Genomic DNA, 16,904 nt, shown 5'->3' with positions numbered 1-16,904 from the left:
GAAAATGACTGCAACCTCATCTATGATGCAGCCAACTACAATAATGTTTTCACTGATTCATCTGCGGCTATCGCTGCCAGACGGTCCATCACGCCGGGGGCATAGCGGTATTTGGTATTGACAAAAAAACAAAATGCCGCAGAAAAAAAAATCATCTGCGACATTCTGTGTATTCTCCATAGGAGAAAATTTTTGTGGATATTTTATTCCCTAACGGGACTAGTATAATTGAAACACTACCGGCAGTGTAAATCTTGTTTTCACATTCCTGCCTTTCAATTTACCCGGATTCCATACAGGCATTTTATTCACTACCCTGATGGCCTCATTTTCGATACCATACCCCAGTGGCGCACCCACAACCTGTGGTGATGTAAGCTTACCATTTTCGTCAACCACAAAGCTCACATTTACAGTACCCTCCACCCCATCATCGCTGGCTGCGGCCGGATACTCCAGGTTGTCATCAAAAAATTTCTGCAGGCCTTTGTTACCTCCCGGGAAAGATGGCAGGTATTCTACATTGGAATATACACCGGTATTATCCGCTTCCATACTTCCAGTACCCTTTGTAGGCATGGTGATGGTAGCTTTTCCTTTCATTCCTTTTTTGGCTGCGTTTGGTTTTGCCGTACCTGCTGTATCAGCAGTGGTAGCAGGAACTACAGCGGCTGTGGAACCATCGCTCACCATGCTGTTGGATGAATCTACTTTCATGGAAGCGGTGTCCATTGAACTTACCGAAGTAACGGAAGGTTCTTTTTTATCGTTATTACAACCTGTAGCAATTACGCCACCCAACAACAACGCGGCACCGAATAATTTTACTGAAAATGATTTTGTATGTAACATAACATTTGTTTTAGTGATTAATACATACACTAATTTTCAAATACTATGCCCACATAAAAATGAGTGACTATTTAATATTAAATAAAATTTTTTCAGTGGATATTTATTGCTCAACCTGTGGAAGATAATGAACAAACGCCTTAGCTTTTCCCCTCTTCACGGCTGCCGGCGTATAATTCATACTCAAATAAGCGGCAATCTATCTTACTCGTATAAAATTCTATCCGGCGTTTCGGCTTAAGCCCGATCTTTTTCCCCAATTCGAGATTCCCGGTAAAAATATATCCCGTATACCCTTTGCATTCCTTTTTCAAAAAATCACCCATTCTTTTATAAGTGCCCTGCAATTCTACTTCCTCTCCCAGCCTGTCGCCATATTCAGGATTAAAATAAACCACTCCTTCCTTGCCTTCGGGAATGCCTGTTTCTGCAAAATCACACACTTTGAAAGTCATCATCTCTTCCACACCGGCGATGCCTGCATTGATGGCAGAAACATTGATCGCATCCTCACTGATATCACTGGCGATGATCTGCAACCCCGGTACATCTTTCACCTTTTTTTCCAGCAGCGAAAATTCTTTTTCATAAAATGTTTCATCATACCCCTGGATGTGCATGAAGGAATAATTGCTGCGGTACAGGCCCGGCCTCCGGTCTGTGGCGATCATCGCGGCTTCAATGGCCACTGTACCCGAACCGCACATCGGGTTTACAAAAGGGCTTTTCCTGTCCCACCGGGTAGCAAGTATGGTGGCTGCCGCCAAAGATTCCAGCATCGGTGCCTTCCCGGGAATTTTCCTGTAGCCGTGCTTGGAAAGCGTTTCGCCGGATGTATCCAGAAATATTTCCGCTTCTTCATCTTTCCAGTAAAGATGTATTACAGCACCATTCAGTTCCGGGCCCGAATCCGGCCTCGCTCCTGTCTTTTCCCTGAACCTGTCCGCAATGGCATCTTTCACTTTTACATTTGCAAAAAGATTATTGGTGATGGTTTCATTGCTCACATTACTGCTGATGGAAAAATACCCATCTGCCGGAATGATGGTTTCCCAGGCAATTTCTACCAACGTTTTATACAGGTCGTTCGCGGTAAACGCTTTGAAAGTCCTGAGTGAATACAATACCTGGCTGGCGCAACGCAGGTTCAGGTTCAGCCGGATACAATCTTCCAGGCTCCCTTCCAGTTCCACACCGGTCTTGAATACACGCACAGGTTTAAACCCCAGCCCTTCTGCATCCTGTTGTAAATAAGGCGACAAACGGTTGCTGCAGGTAACTATGATACGGCTCTTTTGAGTAAATGATTGCATAACTGCAAAAGTAGGCAACATAATGCAAGGAAAATGTATCTATGATCTATGATCTATGATCATACATTTGCACTATGGAAACTTCAAAAGAAATCCGCCTGGCGGTACTTATAGATGCAGACAATGTTCCTTACAGCAATGTAAAAGGTGTAATGGAAGAGATAGCCAAATATGGCACGCCGACTTTTAAAAGGATCTATGGCGACTGGACGAAGCCGACTGTTTCGGGCTGGAAAAATGTATTGCTGGAAAATGCGATCACGCCGATTCAGCAGTATAGCTATACACAAGGGAAAAATTCCAGCGATTCGGCGCTGATCATTGATGCGATGGACATCCTGTATTCGGGTAAAGTAGATGGCTTTTGTATCGTGTCGAGCGACAGTGATTTCACAAGATTGGCTACCCGCTTACGCGAAGCGGGAATGAAAGTGTTTGGTATCGGGCAAAAGAAAACGCCTAACCCCTTCATCGTGGCCTGTGATAAATTCATTTACATGGAGATCATTCCTGTGGTGAATGAAGCGGAAGCGGAAACTCCTGCCAAAACGAATACCCGCAGAAAATCCACGAAACCCGCAACTGCTGCGCCAACGGCAGTTAAGCCTTCGGTAGATAAATTGAATAAAGAAACGTTGAAGCTGATAGCAAAAACGATCAACGATCTGGCGGATGAGAACGGATGGGCTTTCCTGGGAGATATCGGGAATCTACTGCTGAAGAAACAACCCAACTTCGATCCGAGGAATTATGGTTTCGCAAAGCTGACGCCCTTGCTGAAATCGCTGCCACAATTTGAAATAGATAAACGGGAAACAGATAAGTCCGGGATCAAGCTGGTGTACATCCGTAACAAGGAAATTTGATTGCCACTGTGGATAAATGAACAGCCCGTTCCATTTCTTGCCTTTACAACAGGTTCACCTGGTAAAGATTCCGGTTCGGGAAAACGTGTCAGGGCAGCCGTACAAAACTTAATCTGTATATAACAAGGTCAAAATTTTTATATCAATTTAATACGATACTTTCGGCTCCTTAACTACCAAAACTATTTCATGAGAATATCCATACCCGGCATTTCCTGTGCCCTCTTCATTGCGTTTATCCTTTTCTCAGGAAACGCGAAAGCACAGTCTTACATCAATTTTTCAAAATATACCGGCGGCACTTCCGGCGATTCTGCCAGCAGAATGATCGTGGTAAACGGAGAAACCTTCCTGATGGGCACTACCACCTCCACTAATTTCCCCGTTACCAACGGCAGCACTCACAGTGGCAAAAGGGACCTTACATTGAGCAAATACAATAGTTCCGGCGCTGTTGTCTACTCCACCTACCTGGGTGGCAAAGGGGATGAATATATGGTAGACATGAAGGTAGTGAGTGGCGAAGTGTATATCATCGGCACCACGGATTCTTCCGGGTACCCGGTAACCAACGGAACTGCACACAAAGGCAGCTCCGATATGTTTATTACCAGATTGGGAACTACAGGCAATATCGTGTTCTCTACTTACTTAGGCGGAAGCGGAAGCGATTTCTTACCTGCCGGCGCTATACAGCTGGTGGGCAACGAATTATTCCTGGCGGGCAGCACTTCTTCTCTCAATTTCCCGGTAACGGGCGGCAGCGTTTACAATGGCGGCAGCTCAGATGGTTTCATCACAAAAATGAACGCCACTACTGGCGCTATCATTTCTTCGCGTTTCTGGGGAAGTAATAAAATAGATAACATCAGTGCGATGGCGGTAGAAAATGGGAACCTGTATTTTGCGGGCAGCACAGAATCCGGCAACCTACCCATCACTATCGGTAACCCGGGTGCTCCAACAGGCAGGCATATTTATGCGGCCAAATTGAACAGCTCTACATTTGCGTCTATATATAGCCGTTATATTGGCGGAAGCAGGGAAGATTTCATGAGTACGGGCAAAGTAGTGAACGGAGAACTTCACATGACCGGTTTTACCTACTCCCCCGATTTTCCCGTTACCAACGGTAGCACCCCCTCCGGCCTCCCCGACGATTCGATCGATGGATTTTATACCAGGCTCAATAGTGACGGTACCATGGCCTTTTCTACGTACCTCAGCACCAGCGGGCTGGATATCCTGTCATCCATCAACTTAGATAACGGCACGGCTTACATTGCGGGCATCTCTATCCCCAATAATGGCAATTCCACTTTTCCCAACCAGGATATCATGATCCATAAGATCAACAGCAATGGTAGTATCAGTTATTCCAAACGCATCAATAACCCTACTGGCAATGCCAGTTTCCCTTCTTTTAAAGCAGTAAACAACGAATTATACTTTTCGGGTATCACAAGTGCGCCGGATTACCCGGTAACCAACAACAGCCAGTTTTACAGCGGCGGTACAGGATATTTTACCAGCCTGGATGCTGCAGGCAATGTGAAATATTCTTCCTTCCTCGGCAAAATGAATACCATCCTGCCTTTACAGTATGTCAATAATAAATTTTACCTGTTGGGAAGTTCCGATGCCCCCACTTTCACCGTAACGGATAGCAGCAAGACCAGTGGCGGCACCGATAACCTGCTGATGATATTAAATGAAGATGGCAGTACTCATTTCAGTACTTATATCGGCGGCGGCAACAACGAATATCCTACCGGCATGATGATTGACAACAACGATATTTATTTTTCAGGAAAAACATATTCCAACAATTATCCTGTCACCAACACTACAACTTACCAGGGTACCGGGGATGCGTTCCTCACTAAACTTTCATTTTGTCCTGCACAATACGATGTTGCCAATGATACACTTTCTGCTAAAGTGCAAACCGTTTGTAAATATGGATTGGCAAAAAAAATCTCCGGCAGAAGAATATTCGTACCGGGCAGTAACCTCCCCGCCATCTATCTCAATGGGGTAGCAGACCTGCAAAAAGGAATTGAAGCTACTTACCAATGGCAGATCGCGGACGCGCCTACCGGGCCATTCACCAACATCCCTTCGGCAACGCTGAAAGACTATACCCCGGTGATCGGTGGCATTGCACAGTATTACCGCAGGCTTGCATTCTCCTTACCTATCTGCGGAAGCACACCGGTGCATATCAGCGACACTGCTTCGGTACTTGTCAACAGCCTTACTGCACCCACCGTAAATGCAGGCGGGCCGTTTGTTACCTGCCCAACTTCGCCTATAACTATCGGTGGTACACCAACCGCCACAGGTGGCAATGCTCCTTACACTTCGTATGTGTGGGATATGGGTGCTGGCAATATTTCCAACCCTGAGGTTTCTCCATCGGTGAGTACGATCTACACAGTTGTTGTTACAGATGCCATGGGCTGTCAGCAGGCCGGACAGGCATTGGTATACAGTTTTGCAGCAGATGCCGGAAGCGACAAACGCAATTGTGCAGGTAACCCCGTTACCATCGGTACACCGCAAGTGCCGGGTGTTGCAGGCTTACAATACAACTGGTCGCCCAACATCGCCATCAACAATATCAATATTGCGCAGCCGACAGTAAACCCATCAACTCCTACTGATTACACGCTTACCCTTACAATAGCCAAATCGGGCGGCGGCACCTGCACCACACAGGATGTCGTGAATGTGGTTCCGGTAGAAGGGCCTGTTACAGCAACACCAGCAGGCCCTGACAGGGTGATCTGCCTTGGTTCCGATGCATCGCTGGGAACCGCAACTGAAGCGGATTTCACCTACACCTGGAGCCCGGGGCAATACCTCACTTCCAACAATACATCGCTTACTACCTACTTCCCGGGCAATATTGTGATGCCTGCTGTAAACCCGGCCTACATCAATCTGAGCATGCAAAAAAACGGCTGTACGTTTACCGACCAGGTAGTAGTATCCACCATTGAATCCCGTGCAGGACTGGAAGGTTGCGGGCCAAGGATTGTTGGATTGCCAGACCGCACGCCGAATATCAATGAAACTTATAACTGGATCAAAATATCCGGCCCGGGTAATTTCACCGGTGCTACAAATCTTCCGCAGGTGCCGGTGAGCGCTTCCGTGGGGGGGACTACTGTCTACGGACTTATTGTAACCTACAATGGGCACGCATGTTTCAGCACGGTGAGTGTTCCTGAAATATGCCAGGGATGCCTGGTGTTGATAGCAGTCGATGCAAAATATAAATGCCCTTCTTACGGCATCAATGGAAATGATGTAACGCTTACGGCATTGAGTTCCGTTGGCGAAGCTACGTACTCATGGACACCGCAGGTAGGGTTATCCAATTACAACACAGCACAGGTAAAGCTTACAGACAATGTGGCCCGACAATATACCGTAACGGTAACCAGCATTTATGATCCTGAGTTGAGTTGCCAGGGCACTGTGGAGGTGAATAATCCCGCATTCTCAATTCCTGTCTTTCCTGCGCCGGATGCTGTAGTATGTGCCAGTACGCCAACGCAGATAGGGGCGCCCCCGGTAAGCGGTTATGTATATGAATGGACGGGCACCGGGTTGTCGGATAATTTCATCAGCAATCCATTGGTGACTATTCCATTTGAAACATCTTACCCGGTAAAGATCTCCGACAACAATGGCTGCGAACTGACCGATACGGTTTTGGTGAAGGTGCAAAATGTAAACGCAGATGCAGGCCCGGACTGGATCATATGCAGCAACGGCATTGCAACGTTGGGTACCCCTGCGCAACCGAATACCACCTATTCGTGGGAACCATCTGCATCGCCATGGCAAAACGGAACAAACCAGGCTTCTGCACAACCGCAGGTACTCGCCATCACTGATCTTTCTTTTACTTTAAATGCCACCACGTCGGCCGGTTGCATCAGCAGCGATGTGGTACAACTGACTATAAACAACAGCCCGACAATTCCGGATGCCCCGGATGTAACGGTCTGCGCCGGACATACAGTAATGATCGGCTCTCCGGCCCTGCCCGGTGTTAGTTATCAGTGGACGCCGGCAACCGGGCTCAATGATGCTACACTGGCTCAGCCTCTGGCAAGCCCTTCTGTAAATACTCTGTATACTTTAGTCGCAACATTCCCGGGTAATTGTGCTTTACCGGCCACAGATCAGGTGCTGGTAAAAGCAAGCACCGCGGCATTCAGTATGCCTGATATTAATTTTTGTCCGGATAATGGAGCTGTTGCACTTGGTAATGCGGCGCCTGCAAACATGACTTCTTATTACTGGTCGCCGGCATACCTTGTTACCGATGCTTCCCTCGCCAATCCAAGTACATTTGATCCACCGCCTTCAATTCCTACCACTTTCACGCTGGAAGTGAGGAGCCCCGATGGTTGTATGGCAAGAGATACGATGGTCATCATTCCATCCGTTCCAAAACCTGATGCAGGTGTAGATAAAACTATTTGCAAAAATGCCAGTACCGTCATCGGAAGTGCCGCCAACACTACTTCTCCGGGCATCACATACAGCTGGAGCCCGGTTATCAACCTCAGCGACCCATTGAGCGGTCAACCTACATTTACAGGAACTACGGGAGGGATCTTCAGTTATATCCTCACCAAAACAGACAACAACCTGTCTTGCATAGCAAAAGATACGGTCATCATAAAAGTGATAGATTCATTGCTGCCTTTGATCAGCACAGCTTCCATTTGCCAGAACAGTTGCGTTCAGATAGGCACATCACCATTACCCGGCATTCAATATCAATGGACACCGGTAACCGGCCTTTCCAACCCGTCTATCGCAAACCCGGTGGTATGTGCAGGTACATCTACTTTATCTTACACCCTTACAGCAACGGATCTGAATGGATGCTCTGCTACCTCAAACATAGTGGTAGGCGTGAACAGCGTGCCTGCGGCACACTTGAGCGTTACACCTCTCACTGCTTGTGTTGGTGCCACCCATGTGAATTTCAATCCTGTGATCACGCCTGCCGGAAACTACAGTTACCTGTGGAGCCCCGATGATGGTACACTGAGTGATATACACGCATTGAACCCGACTGTATTTGTAACCGATGCAGGCACCAAACAATATCAATTGCAGGTGACAGACAACAATACATTTTGCACCAACACCGTTACCGCTACCCTCAATGCACAAAACTGCGCCGCTACCGCTACGGTGGGTGACCTGCTGTGGTTCGACATCAATGAAAACGGCATCAGAAATGCCGAAGACCTTGGCGTGAACGGCGCTACGGTAAAACTTTACAACAATGTCGATTTAAATGTTGCTACAACGGCTACCGATGCGAATGGAAATTATTCGTTCCTGAATGTGACACCAGGCAACGGTTATTATATCATTTTCTCAAAACCCTCCGGTTACATTTTTACGCTTCAAAATGTTGGCGGTATCAATGCCGACAACAACAGCAAAGCTGATCAATCCGGCAGAACGAACCCTTTCGATGTGGTAGCCGGCATCGACAGGCTCAATATCGATGCAGGCATCAGGCCTTCGGGTGTTACACCAGTTACTTTGCTGAACTTTACCGGTACGCTTCGCAACAGGCAGGTGCTACTGAACTGGCAAACTACCGCGGAATATAACAACCACTACTTTGATGTAGAAAAAAGTACGGATGGGATCCACTTCACTTTCATCGGAAGAGTGAACGGACACGGTACCACTACGCTACCACATTCCTACTCACTGATTGATCCTTCTCCGGCAACGGGTATGAATTATTACAGGTTGAGGCAGATAGATCTTGATGGCAGGGCAAACCTTTCAAATGTAGTGGCGATAAGACTTATAGGCGAGCAAAATATAATTGTCACTTACAACAGCCAGGTAAATCAGGTGAAAATTAAGTTCCCCGAAAAACAACCGGCAACCTATTTCAATCTATATGCTGATAATGGCCAGCTGATCCAATCCAGTACAGCCACTAATATCAGCGAATACAACCTCAGGCTTTCACCGGTGATCTCAAAAGGGATTTATGTGTTGCAGATAGTGAATGCGGGGATGAATAAAACGGAGAAGATATTTGTAAGATAGATATTTGTAAGATAGATATTTGTAAGATAGATTTTCGCAGATAAATAGCATGCAGATTTTCGCAGATTTATTTCAGCGACGATCTGCGTGTATTCGTTTGCGTTATTCCCCGGGAAAAATGTTATAACATACCGATGCACTTGCGAAGACTGTCTTCCCATGCGGGAATAACGATATTGAATGTGCCGGAGAATTTTGCAGTGTCTAATGCTGAATAATGAGGGCGCATGGCAGGCGTGGGATAATCCTGTGTAGCAATAGGGTTTACCAGGCATTTGCTGCCGGATATTGTTTTGATCGCTGTCGCAAATTCAAACCAGCTGATCACTCCCTGGTTGCAATAATGATAGATGCCTGCCACAAAATTATTTTCCGCAATAATGCACATGATCGCATCAGCAAGGTCTGCTGCATAAGTCGGGCATCCCATCTGATCGCTTACCACACCGATGGTTTCTTTTTCGGCCATCAGCCGCAACATTGTTTTTACAAAGTTTTTTCCGAAGCTGCTGTACACCCAGGACGTGCGGATGATGATCGCACCAGGGTTTGCGGCAATAACCAGCTTTTCCCCTTCCAGTTTGGATGCTGCATACACATTGATCGGATGCGTATCATCGGTTTCCTTATAAGGCTGTTCACCATTCCCCGGAAAAACATAATCCGTTGAAATGTGAATGAATCTGGTTCCATACCTGCTGCATACTTCCGCCAGGTTGCCCGCAGCAGTCGCATTGATCTCAAATGCCGTCAGCTTCTCTGTTTCAGCTTTGTCAACGGCCGTATATGCTGCGCAATTGATACAGACATCAATTTTATTTACAGAAAAATATTCCGCGACAGCTGCTGCATCACCGATGGATAATTCGTCGCGGGAAACAAATAGAAAATTGAATTCTGAATATGTTTTTTCCAGTTGCCTGAATTCAGTTCCGAGCTGCCCGTTGGCTCCGGTTACCAATATGTTCTTGTTGCTGTTCAAAATATTAAGATGGAGTATATTCGAAATTATTTACACAATTTTCAAATGAAGGATAGAGCTGGTCTTTTTCGGAAATGATCATTTTATCAACAGGCACTTTCCAGTCGATGCCCAATGCAGGGTCGTTCAGGTTGATACCGCCTTCTGCTTCTTTGTGGTAAAATGCATCACATTTGTAAAACACTTCAGCTGTCTGGCTGATAACGGAATATCCGTGTGCAAAGCCTTTCGGGATCAACAACTGCAATTTATTTTCCGCAGACAATTCTATCGCAAAATGTTTTTCGTAGGTTGGCGAGCCTTTCCTCAGATCCACCACTGCATCAATGATGGTTCCCTGCAGCACCCTGATGAATTTCGTTTGTGCATGCGGAGCAAGCTGGTAGTGCAATCCCCGCACAACGCCATATACAGAACTTGCCTGGTTGTCTTGTATGAATTTTATATCGATGCCTTCAGCGGAACAGATCCTTTCGCTGTAACTCTCAAAAAAATATCCCCTGCTATCTCCAAATACAGCAGGCTCGAAGATCATAAGGCCGGGAAAATCTGTTTTTGTAAAAGGCATTTCTAATGGATAATTTTATAATTGATAATAAGATCGTGCGACAGAAAATATTTTAAATAACGAAAATCAGTTAATGCGGAAACATTATCCATTATCCATTAACTCACTATCCATTTTTTCGTAAAGGCTTTTAAAGTATTGAATCGTTTCTTTCAGCCCCTCTTCAAACTTCCTCGTCGGTGTATAATCCAGCAATTCTTTCGCCAACGAAATATCTGCCAGTGAATCGCGGATATCACCCGCCCGTGGGGCCCGGTAGATGGCTTCGGTATCGCTGTTAAGATATTCTTTGCAGGCATTGTATAAATAATTCACCGTAAAGCTTTCGCCAATGGCAACATTGTATACCTTCCTGAAAGCCGCTTCGTTTTCTGTGAGCATTCCTTTTACATTGATCTGCACTGCATTTTCCACAAAAGTAAAATCTCTCGTTTGTGCACCATCCCCATTTATATATACAGGTGTATGCCTGATGATCCCTTTTACAAACAATGGAATCACTGCAGCATACGCCCCATCCGGATCCTGGCGGGGACCGAACACATTGAAATAACGGAAGCCCATCAACTTTATGCCGTACATATCAGCAAATACCTGCGCATACAATTCATTTGCTTTTTTTGTAACAGCATACGGCGAAAGGCAATTGCCCGTCTTGCCTTCTACTTTGGGCAGGCTTTCTTCATCGCCATAAACGGAAGAAGAAGAGGCATATACAAACGTTTTGATGTTATTATCCACCGCTGCTTTCAGCATGTTCACAAAACCATTCACGTTTACTTCATTGAAATAAACAGGCTCTTTTATACTTCTTGGAACCGACCCCAATGCAGCCTGGTGGCTGACATGGTCGATATCTTTACAAGCAGCCATACAGGTTTCAAGATCGCGGATATCGCCTTTGATGAATTCAAAATTCGGATACGCCGACAGCAGGTCTACATTTTTTTGAAACCCATTTGAAAGATCATCGAGCACACGCACTTTAGCTGCGCCGTTTTTTAAAAGGTATTCTGCTATATGGCTGCCGATAAATCCGGCACCACCCGTTACGAGGAACTTTTTAGTTGAAAGGTCTGTTGTATGAAATGTCATGCGTGAATTGGTCAATAAGTGAATGGGTGAAAAGCTTTCAACAGGTACGATGCTTTTGTTTTTGCTTCCTTCTTACAAACTCCAGTAAGCACGGGAATTTACCTTATTCCTGTAAATTCCCTTCAGATCCGCCACAAGGGCTTTTGGTTTTGTGATGGAAGCAAAGTAAGCGTCGTCCAGTGTTTTATAATTGTTGTGTGGTACCGTCACGATCACTGCATCGTAATCACTTGAAAGGTCATCAGCGAGCCCGAATCCATATTCATGCTGCAGTTCTTCGCTGTCTGCATGCGGATCGGCAACATCTACATTCAATGAAAACGATTTCAGTTCTTTCACCACATCGGCTACTTTACTGTTACGGATATCGCTTACATTTTCTTTGAAAGTAGCGCCCATCACCAGCACTTTAGCATCCTTCACATTTCCGTTATGCTGGATGATATGTTGCAAAACTTTTTTAGCCACATATCCCGCCATACCGTCGTTTATGTTTCTTCCGGCAAGGATCACCTGGCTATCGTACCCGAGTTTTTTTGATTTATAAGTCAGGTAATATGGATCTACGCCGATGCAATGCCCCCCTACCAGTCCGGGTTGAAATTTCAGGAAGTTCCATTTTGTTCCGGCCGCTTCCAGCACTTCAAAAGTATTGATGTTCATCCGGTCGAAAATGATCGACAGCTCATTCATCAATGCGATGTTGAGGTCGCGTTGAGTATTTTCAATGATCTTGGCCGCTTCCGCCACTTTGATGGAAGAGGCTTTGTGAACACCGGCTTTCACCACCAGTTCGTACACTTTGGCGATGGTATCCAGGCTTTCGTCGCAACAACCGCTCACCACTTTTACGATGCTCGTGATGGTATGTTCCTTATCTCCGGGGTTGATCCTTTCCGGCGAATAACCGATCTTGTAATCTGTCACCATTTTAAGGCCTGATAATTTTTCAATGATCGGCACACAATCTTCTTCTGTACAACCAGGGTACACGGTACTTTCATACACCACGTAATCGCCTTTCTTCAATACTTTGCCGATCGTTTCACTGGCTCTTTGAACAGGAATAAGATCGGGAATATTATTTCCATCCACCGGTGTTGGTACCGCAACGATATAAAAATTAGCTTCCCGGAGTTTTTCAAGGTCGTTGGTGAATTCTATATCACATCCGTCAAACGCACTGGATTCAAGCTCCTGGCTCGGATCGATCTTGTTCTGCATCATCTTTACCCTATCGGCATTGATGTCGAAACCGATCACCTTTATCTGCTTCGCAAATTCAAGTGCGATTGGCAGGCCAACATAACCTAAACCAATAACAGCTAATTTCTTTTTTTTGTCGAGTAAGTCCTGGTACATAGATTTATTTATTTTTATTCCACGAATTATTTTCGCCTTCGGCGAATCGAATTTCACGTATTACACGAATTAGTTCAATAAGTTGAAAATTCGTAATTCGTAATTCGTAATTCGTAATTGATAATTATTTAAATTCTTTCGGCAATTTCACCAGCTCTTCTTTTGGAAGGCTTTTGAAATATTCGTAGGTTATTTTCAATCCTTCCTGCCGGCTCACTGTTGGTTGCCAGCCCAATATTTCTTTTGCTCTTGTAATGTCCGGCTGACGTTGCTTCGGATCATCTACCGGCAAAGGTTTATAAACGATCTTTTGTTTGGTGCCTGTCAGTTGTATGATCTCTTCTGCAAATTCTTTCAATGATATCTCATCAGGGTTACCAACATTTACCGGAGAGGCGTAATCGCTCATGAGCAAACGATATATCCCTTCTACCAGGTCATCTACATAACAGAAACTCCTTGTCTGGCTGCCATCGCCAAAAACCGTCAGGTCTTCGCCCCTCAGTGCCTGCCCGATGAATGCCGGCAAAGCACGCCCGTCGTTGAGCCGCATACGCGGGCCATAAGTATTAAAAATACGGATGATCCTGGTTTCTACCTGGTGAAAAGTATGATAGGCCATGGTGATGGCTTCCTGGAAACGTTTGGCTTCGTCGTATACTCCGCGTGGGCCAACCGGGTTCACATTACCCCAATATTCTTCATTTTGCGGATGTACCAGCGGATCGCCGTAAACTTCACTGGTGCTTGCCACCAATATGCGGGCGCCTTTCGCTTTTGCCAACCCGAGACAATTATGCGTTCCCAGCGATCCCACTTTCAATGTCTGAATAGGTATCTTGAGATAATCGATCGGGCTCGCAGGCGAAGCGAAGTGCAGTATGTAATCGAGATCGCCGGTAACATGAATGAATTTTGAAACATCATGATGATAGAATTCGAAATTCTTCAGTTTGAAAAGATGCCCGATATTTTTCAGGTCGCCGGTAATGAGGTTATCCATCCCGATCACTTCAAAACCTTCTTTGATGAACCGATCGCATAAATGCGAACCAAGAAATCCTGCAGCGCCTGTTATTAAAACTTTTTTAGCCATGTTATTACACGAATTAGGCGAATTACACGAATTACACGAATTCATGTTATCCTGTTATTTTTTTATAATGAACGCGCCACAGGCACGTTCCTGCATTCTTAATTATTAATTACTCTCCGCCCTACACTCTCATAGTGATAGCCTAATTTGCTCACCTGTTCCAGATCAAAAAGATTGCGGCCATCGAAGATCACTTTGTTCTTAAGTGTCTTGCTGATCCGGTCGAAATCGGGTGTGCGGAATTCGTTCCATTCTGTTGCGATGATCAGCGCGTCCGCATTTTCAAGTGCGTCATATTGGTTTTCAGCGAAGCCGATCTTATCACCCACCAACGCTTTTACATTCGCCATCGCTTCCGGATCGAAAGCGTTTACGGTAGCGCCTGCGGCCAGTAATGCCTCTATGATGTATAAAGCCGGAGCTTCGCGGATATCGTCTGTGTTGGGTTTGAAAGCAAGCCCCCACAAAGTGAAATGCTTGCCTTCAAGATCACCCTTGAAATATTTATTGATCTTAGGCAGAAGGTGTAATTTTTGTTTTTCATTCACTTCCATCACTGCATCGAGTATGCGGAATTCATAGTCCACTTCCTGGGATGAGCGTGCCAATGCCTGCACATCTTTAGGAAAACAGCTTCCGCCGTAACCGATACCCGGGAAAAGGAAACGTTTGCCGATACGTTCATCGCTGCCGATACCACGGCGAACCATATCCACATCGGCGCCCAGCCTTTCGCACAGTTGGGCGATCTCGTTCATGAAAGTGATCTTTACCGCAAGGAAAGAATTGGCCGCGTATTTGGTCAGCTCTGCAGATTTTTCATCCATGAAAATGATCGGGTTGCCCTGGCGAACGAATGGTGCATACAGGTCGTTCATCAGCTTGATGGCTTTTTCGGAAGTGGTGCCTATCACCACCCTGTCAGGTTTCATGAAATCATCCACCGCCACACCTTCGCGTAAGAATTCAGGATTGCTCACTACATCGAATGCTGCTGAAATATCTTCTGTCGCACTTTTGAGGATCGCCGCTTTTACTTTATCGGCCGGACCTACCGGCACGGTGCTTTTATCGATGATCACTTTATAATCCGAAGGCTTCAACAGTTTTCCCAGGTCGGCGGCTACACCCAAAATGTATTTCAGGTCGGCACTGCCATCTTCTCCCGGCGGTGTTGGCAATGCAAGAAATACAATGGCTGCATCTTTGATCGCATCTTCGAGCGAACGGGTAAAGAAGAGGCGGCCCTCTTTCTGGTTGCGTAAAAATATTTTTTCCAGTCCGGGTTCATAGATGGTCACCTGGCCGGAGTTGAGTTTGTCTATTTTCTGCTGGTCGATATCAACGCAAGTCACTGTGTTTCCTGTTTCCGCAAAACATGTACCCGTCACTAATCCAACATATCCTGTTCCAACTACTGCAATTTTCATATTTATTTTATTACACGAATGTTCCGAATTACACGAATTACACAAATTATTTTATGCGCCCGGAATTCTTAATTCTTAATTCTTAATTGTTTACAAACTCTAATACTTTAGCTACAATGAACTGTTGTTGCTCTTCCTCCAGCTCTGTGTGTATCGGCAACGAGATCACCCTTTCGGTCAGCCAGTCGGTGGTGGGCAGTACGTAGCTGCTACCGCCGAATGCGTCAAACATTTTCTGCCTGTGGGCCGGTACCGGGTAATAGATCATCGAAGGCACGCCGTTGTCTGCAAGAAACTGGTGCAATGCATCGCGGTCTACTCCTTCGAGCAAAAGGGTGTATTGGTGAAAAACATGCTTGTTGTTGGCAGCCCTGAATGGTACTGTTATCTTTTCATTTCCGGCGAAAGCCGCGTCATAAAAATCAGCAGCTTTTATCCTTGCGGCAATGTACTCGTCGAGATGTTTTAATTTGATATCCAGGATGGCCGCCTGCATGGCATCCAGGCGGGAGTTGCAGCCAACCACATCATGGTAGTAGCGTACTTTTTGTCCGTGGGAAGCGATCATCCTCAGTTTTTCCGCCAGGGCATCATCCTCCGTGGTGATAGCGCCCCCATCGCCGAAAGCGCCCAGGTTTTTTGAAGGATAAAATGAAGTACACCCGATATCACCGATGGTCCCGGTTTTTTTTATGCTGCCATCGCTAAACGTATAATCGTTACCGATAGCCTGGGCGTTGTCTTCGATCACAAACAAATTATGTTTTCTGGCAATTGCCATGATCGGTTCCATATCGGCAGCGTGGCCGTAAAGATGCACGGGAACGATCGCTTTTGTTTTTGGGGTGATGGCTTTTTCGATAGCATTTGCATCGATGCAGAAAGTTTTTGGATCCACTTCTACAAAGATCGGTTTGATGCCCAGCAGTGCGGCTACTTCCACGGTGGCGATGTAGGTAAATGAAGGCGTGATCACTTCATCGCCCGCTTTTATACCCAGCGCCATCATGGCTATCTGTAAGGCATCGGTGCCATTGGCGCAAGGGATCACATGCCTGCTTTTGTGGTAAGCCGCCAGGTTGGTGGCAAAATCGCTGACCACTTTCCCGCCGATGAACTGTGAACTTTCCATTACAGCAATCACCGCAGCATCTACTTCCGTCTTTATTTTTTGATACTGGGTTTTAGTATCTACCATTTGTAAAGGCTTCATGCATAACTATTTTAAG

At 45.8% G+C, this 16,904-nt stretch carries 12 protein-coding genes; 2 read left to right on the top strand and 10 right to left on the bottom strand.

Annotation, left to right across the window (positions count from 1 at the left end):
• Positions 1-35: 35 nt before the first annotated feature.
• The 3 genes from EGI32_RS19430 to EGI32_RS19420 all read right to left on the bottom strand — a co-directional run bounded on the left by EGI32_RS19430 (position 36) and on the right by EGI32_RS19420 (position 2,165).
• Positions 36-164, bottom strand: a complete 129-nt coding sequence (locus EGI32_RS19430; protein WP_255157327.1) for a hypothetical protein — start codon at positions 162-164, stop codon at positions 36-38.
• Between the two features lie 55 nt (positions 165-219).
• Positions 220-852 (bottom strand): energy transducer TonB, encoded by a 633-nt coding sequence (locus tag EGI32_RS19425; RefSeq protein ID WP_255157326.1) that lies wholly within the window; start codon positions 850-852, stop codon positions 220-222.
• 140 nt (positions 853-992) lie between these two features.
• Entirely contained in the window at positions 993-2,165 is a 1,173-nt protein-coding gene (locus EGI32_RS19420) for a class I SAM-dependent RNA methyltransferase (protein ID WP_255157325.1), read from the bottom strand.
• A gap of 74 nt (positions 2,166-2,239) precedes the next feature.
• Between EGI32_RS19420 and EGI32_RS19415 the strand changes: the two genes are divergently transcribed.
• Complete coding sequence (locus EGI32_RS19415; RefSeq protein WP_255157324.1) at positions 2,240-3,031, top strand: NYN domain-containing protein; 792 nt, start codon at positions 2,240-2,242, stop codon at positions 3,029-3,031.
• A gap of 189 nt (positions 3,032-3,220) precedes the next feature.
• Positions 3,221-9,142, top strand: a complete 5,922-nt coding sequence (locus EGI32_RS19410; protein ID WP_255157323.1) for an SdrD B-like domain-containing protein — start codon at positions 3,221-3,223, stop codon at positions 9,140-9,142.
• 121 nt (positions 9,143-9,263) lie between these two features.
• Here the strand turns inward: EGI32_RS19410 and rfbD are convergent, their stop codons facing one another.
• The 7 genes from rfbD to EGI32_RS19375 form a co-directional block, all read right to left on the bottom strand.
• Positions 9,264-10,124, bottom strand: coding sequence for a dTDP-4-dehydrorhamnose reductase (rfbD, locus tag EGI32_RS19405; protein ID WP_255157322.1), 861 nt, complete (start codon positions 10,122-10,124; stop codon positions 9,264-9,266).
• Between the two features lie 4 nt (positions 10,125-10,128).
• Positions 10,129-10,692 carry a dTDP-4-dehydrorhamnose 3,5-epimerase gene (gene rfbC, locus EGI32_RS19400; protein WP_255157321.1) on the bottom strand — a complete coding sequence of 188 codons (564 nt, stop codon included), beginning with the start codon at positions 10,690-10,692 and terminating at the stop codon, positions 10,129-10,131.
• Between the two features lie 84 nt (positions 10,693-10,776).
• On the bottom strand, positions 10,777-11,787 hold the full coding sequence (locus tag EGI32_RS19395) for an SDR family oxidoreductase (protein WP_255157320.1): 1,011 nt from the start codon (positions 11,785-11,787) through the stop codon (positions 10,777-10,779).
• Positions 11,788-11,859: 72 nt separating this feature from the next.
• Positions 11,860-13,149, bottom strand: a complete 1,290-nt coding sequence (locus EGI32_RS19390) for a nucleotide sugar dehydrogenase (protein WP_255157319.1) — start codon at positions 13,147-13,149, stop codon at positions 11,860-11,862.
• A gap of 124 nt (positions 13,150-13,273) precedes the next feature.
• Entirely contained in the window at positions 13,274-14,245 is a 972-nt protein-coding gene (locus EGI32_RS19385; RefSeq protein WP_255157318.1) for a UDP-glucuronic acid decarboxylase family protein, read from the bottom strand.
• Positions 14,246-14,343: 98 nt separating this feature from the next.
• Positions 14,344-15,675 (bottom strand): UDP-glucose/GDP-mannose dehydrogenase family protein, encoded by a 1,332-nt coding sequence (locus EGI32_RS19380; RefSeq protein WP_255157317.1) that lies wholly within the window; start codon positions 15,673-15,675, stop codon positions 14,344-14,346.
• A gap of 82 nt (positions 15,676-15,757) precedes the next feature.
• Positions 15,758-16,888, bottom strand: a complete 1,131-nt coding sequence (locus EGI32_RS19375) for a DegT/DnrJ/EryC1/StrS aminotransferase family protein (RefSeq protein ID WP_255157316.1) — start codon at positions 16,886-16,888, stop codon at positions 15,758-15,760.
• Between the last annotated feature and the right edge of the window lie 16 nt (positions 16,889-16,904).

Origin of the sequence: Ferruginibacter sp. HRS2-29 (assembly GCF_024343615.1) — a bacterium.
GTDB lineage: Bacteria > Bacteroidota > Bacteroidia > Chitinophagales > Chitinophagaceae > Ferruginibacter.
The sequence above is the reverse complement of the archived record's forward strand: the minus strand, read 5'-3'. Positions and strand labels throughout refer to the sequence as shown.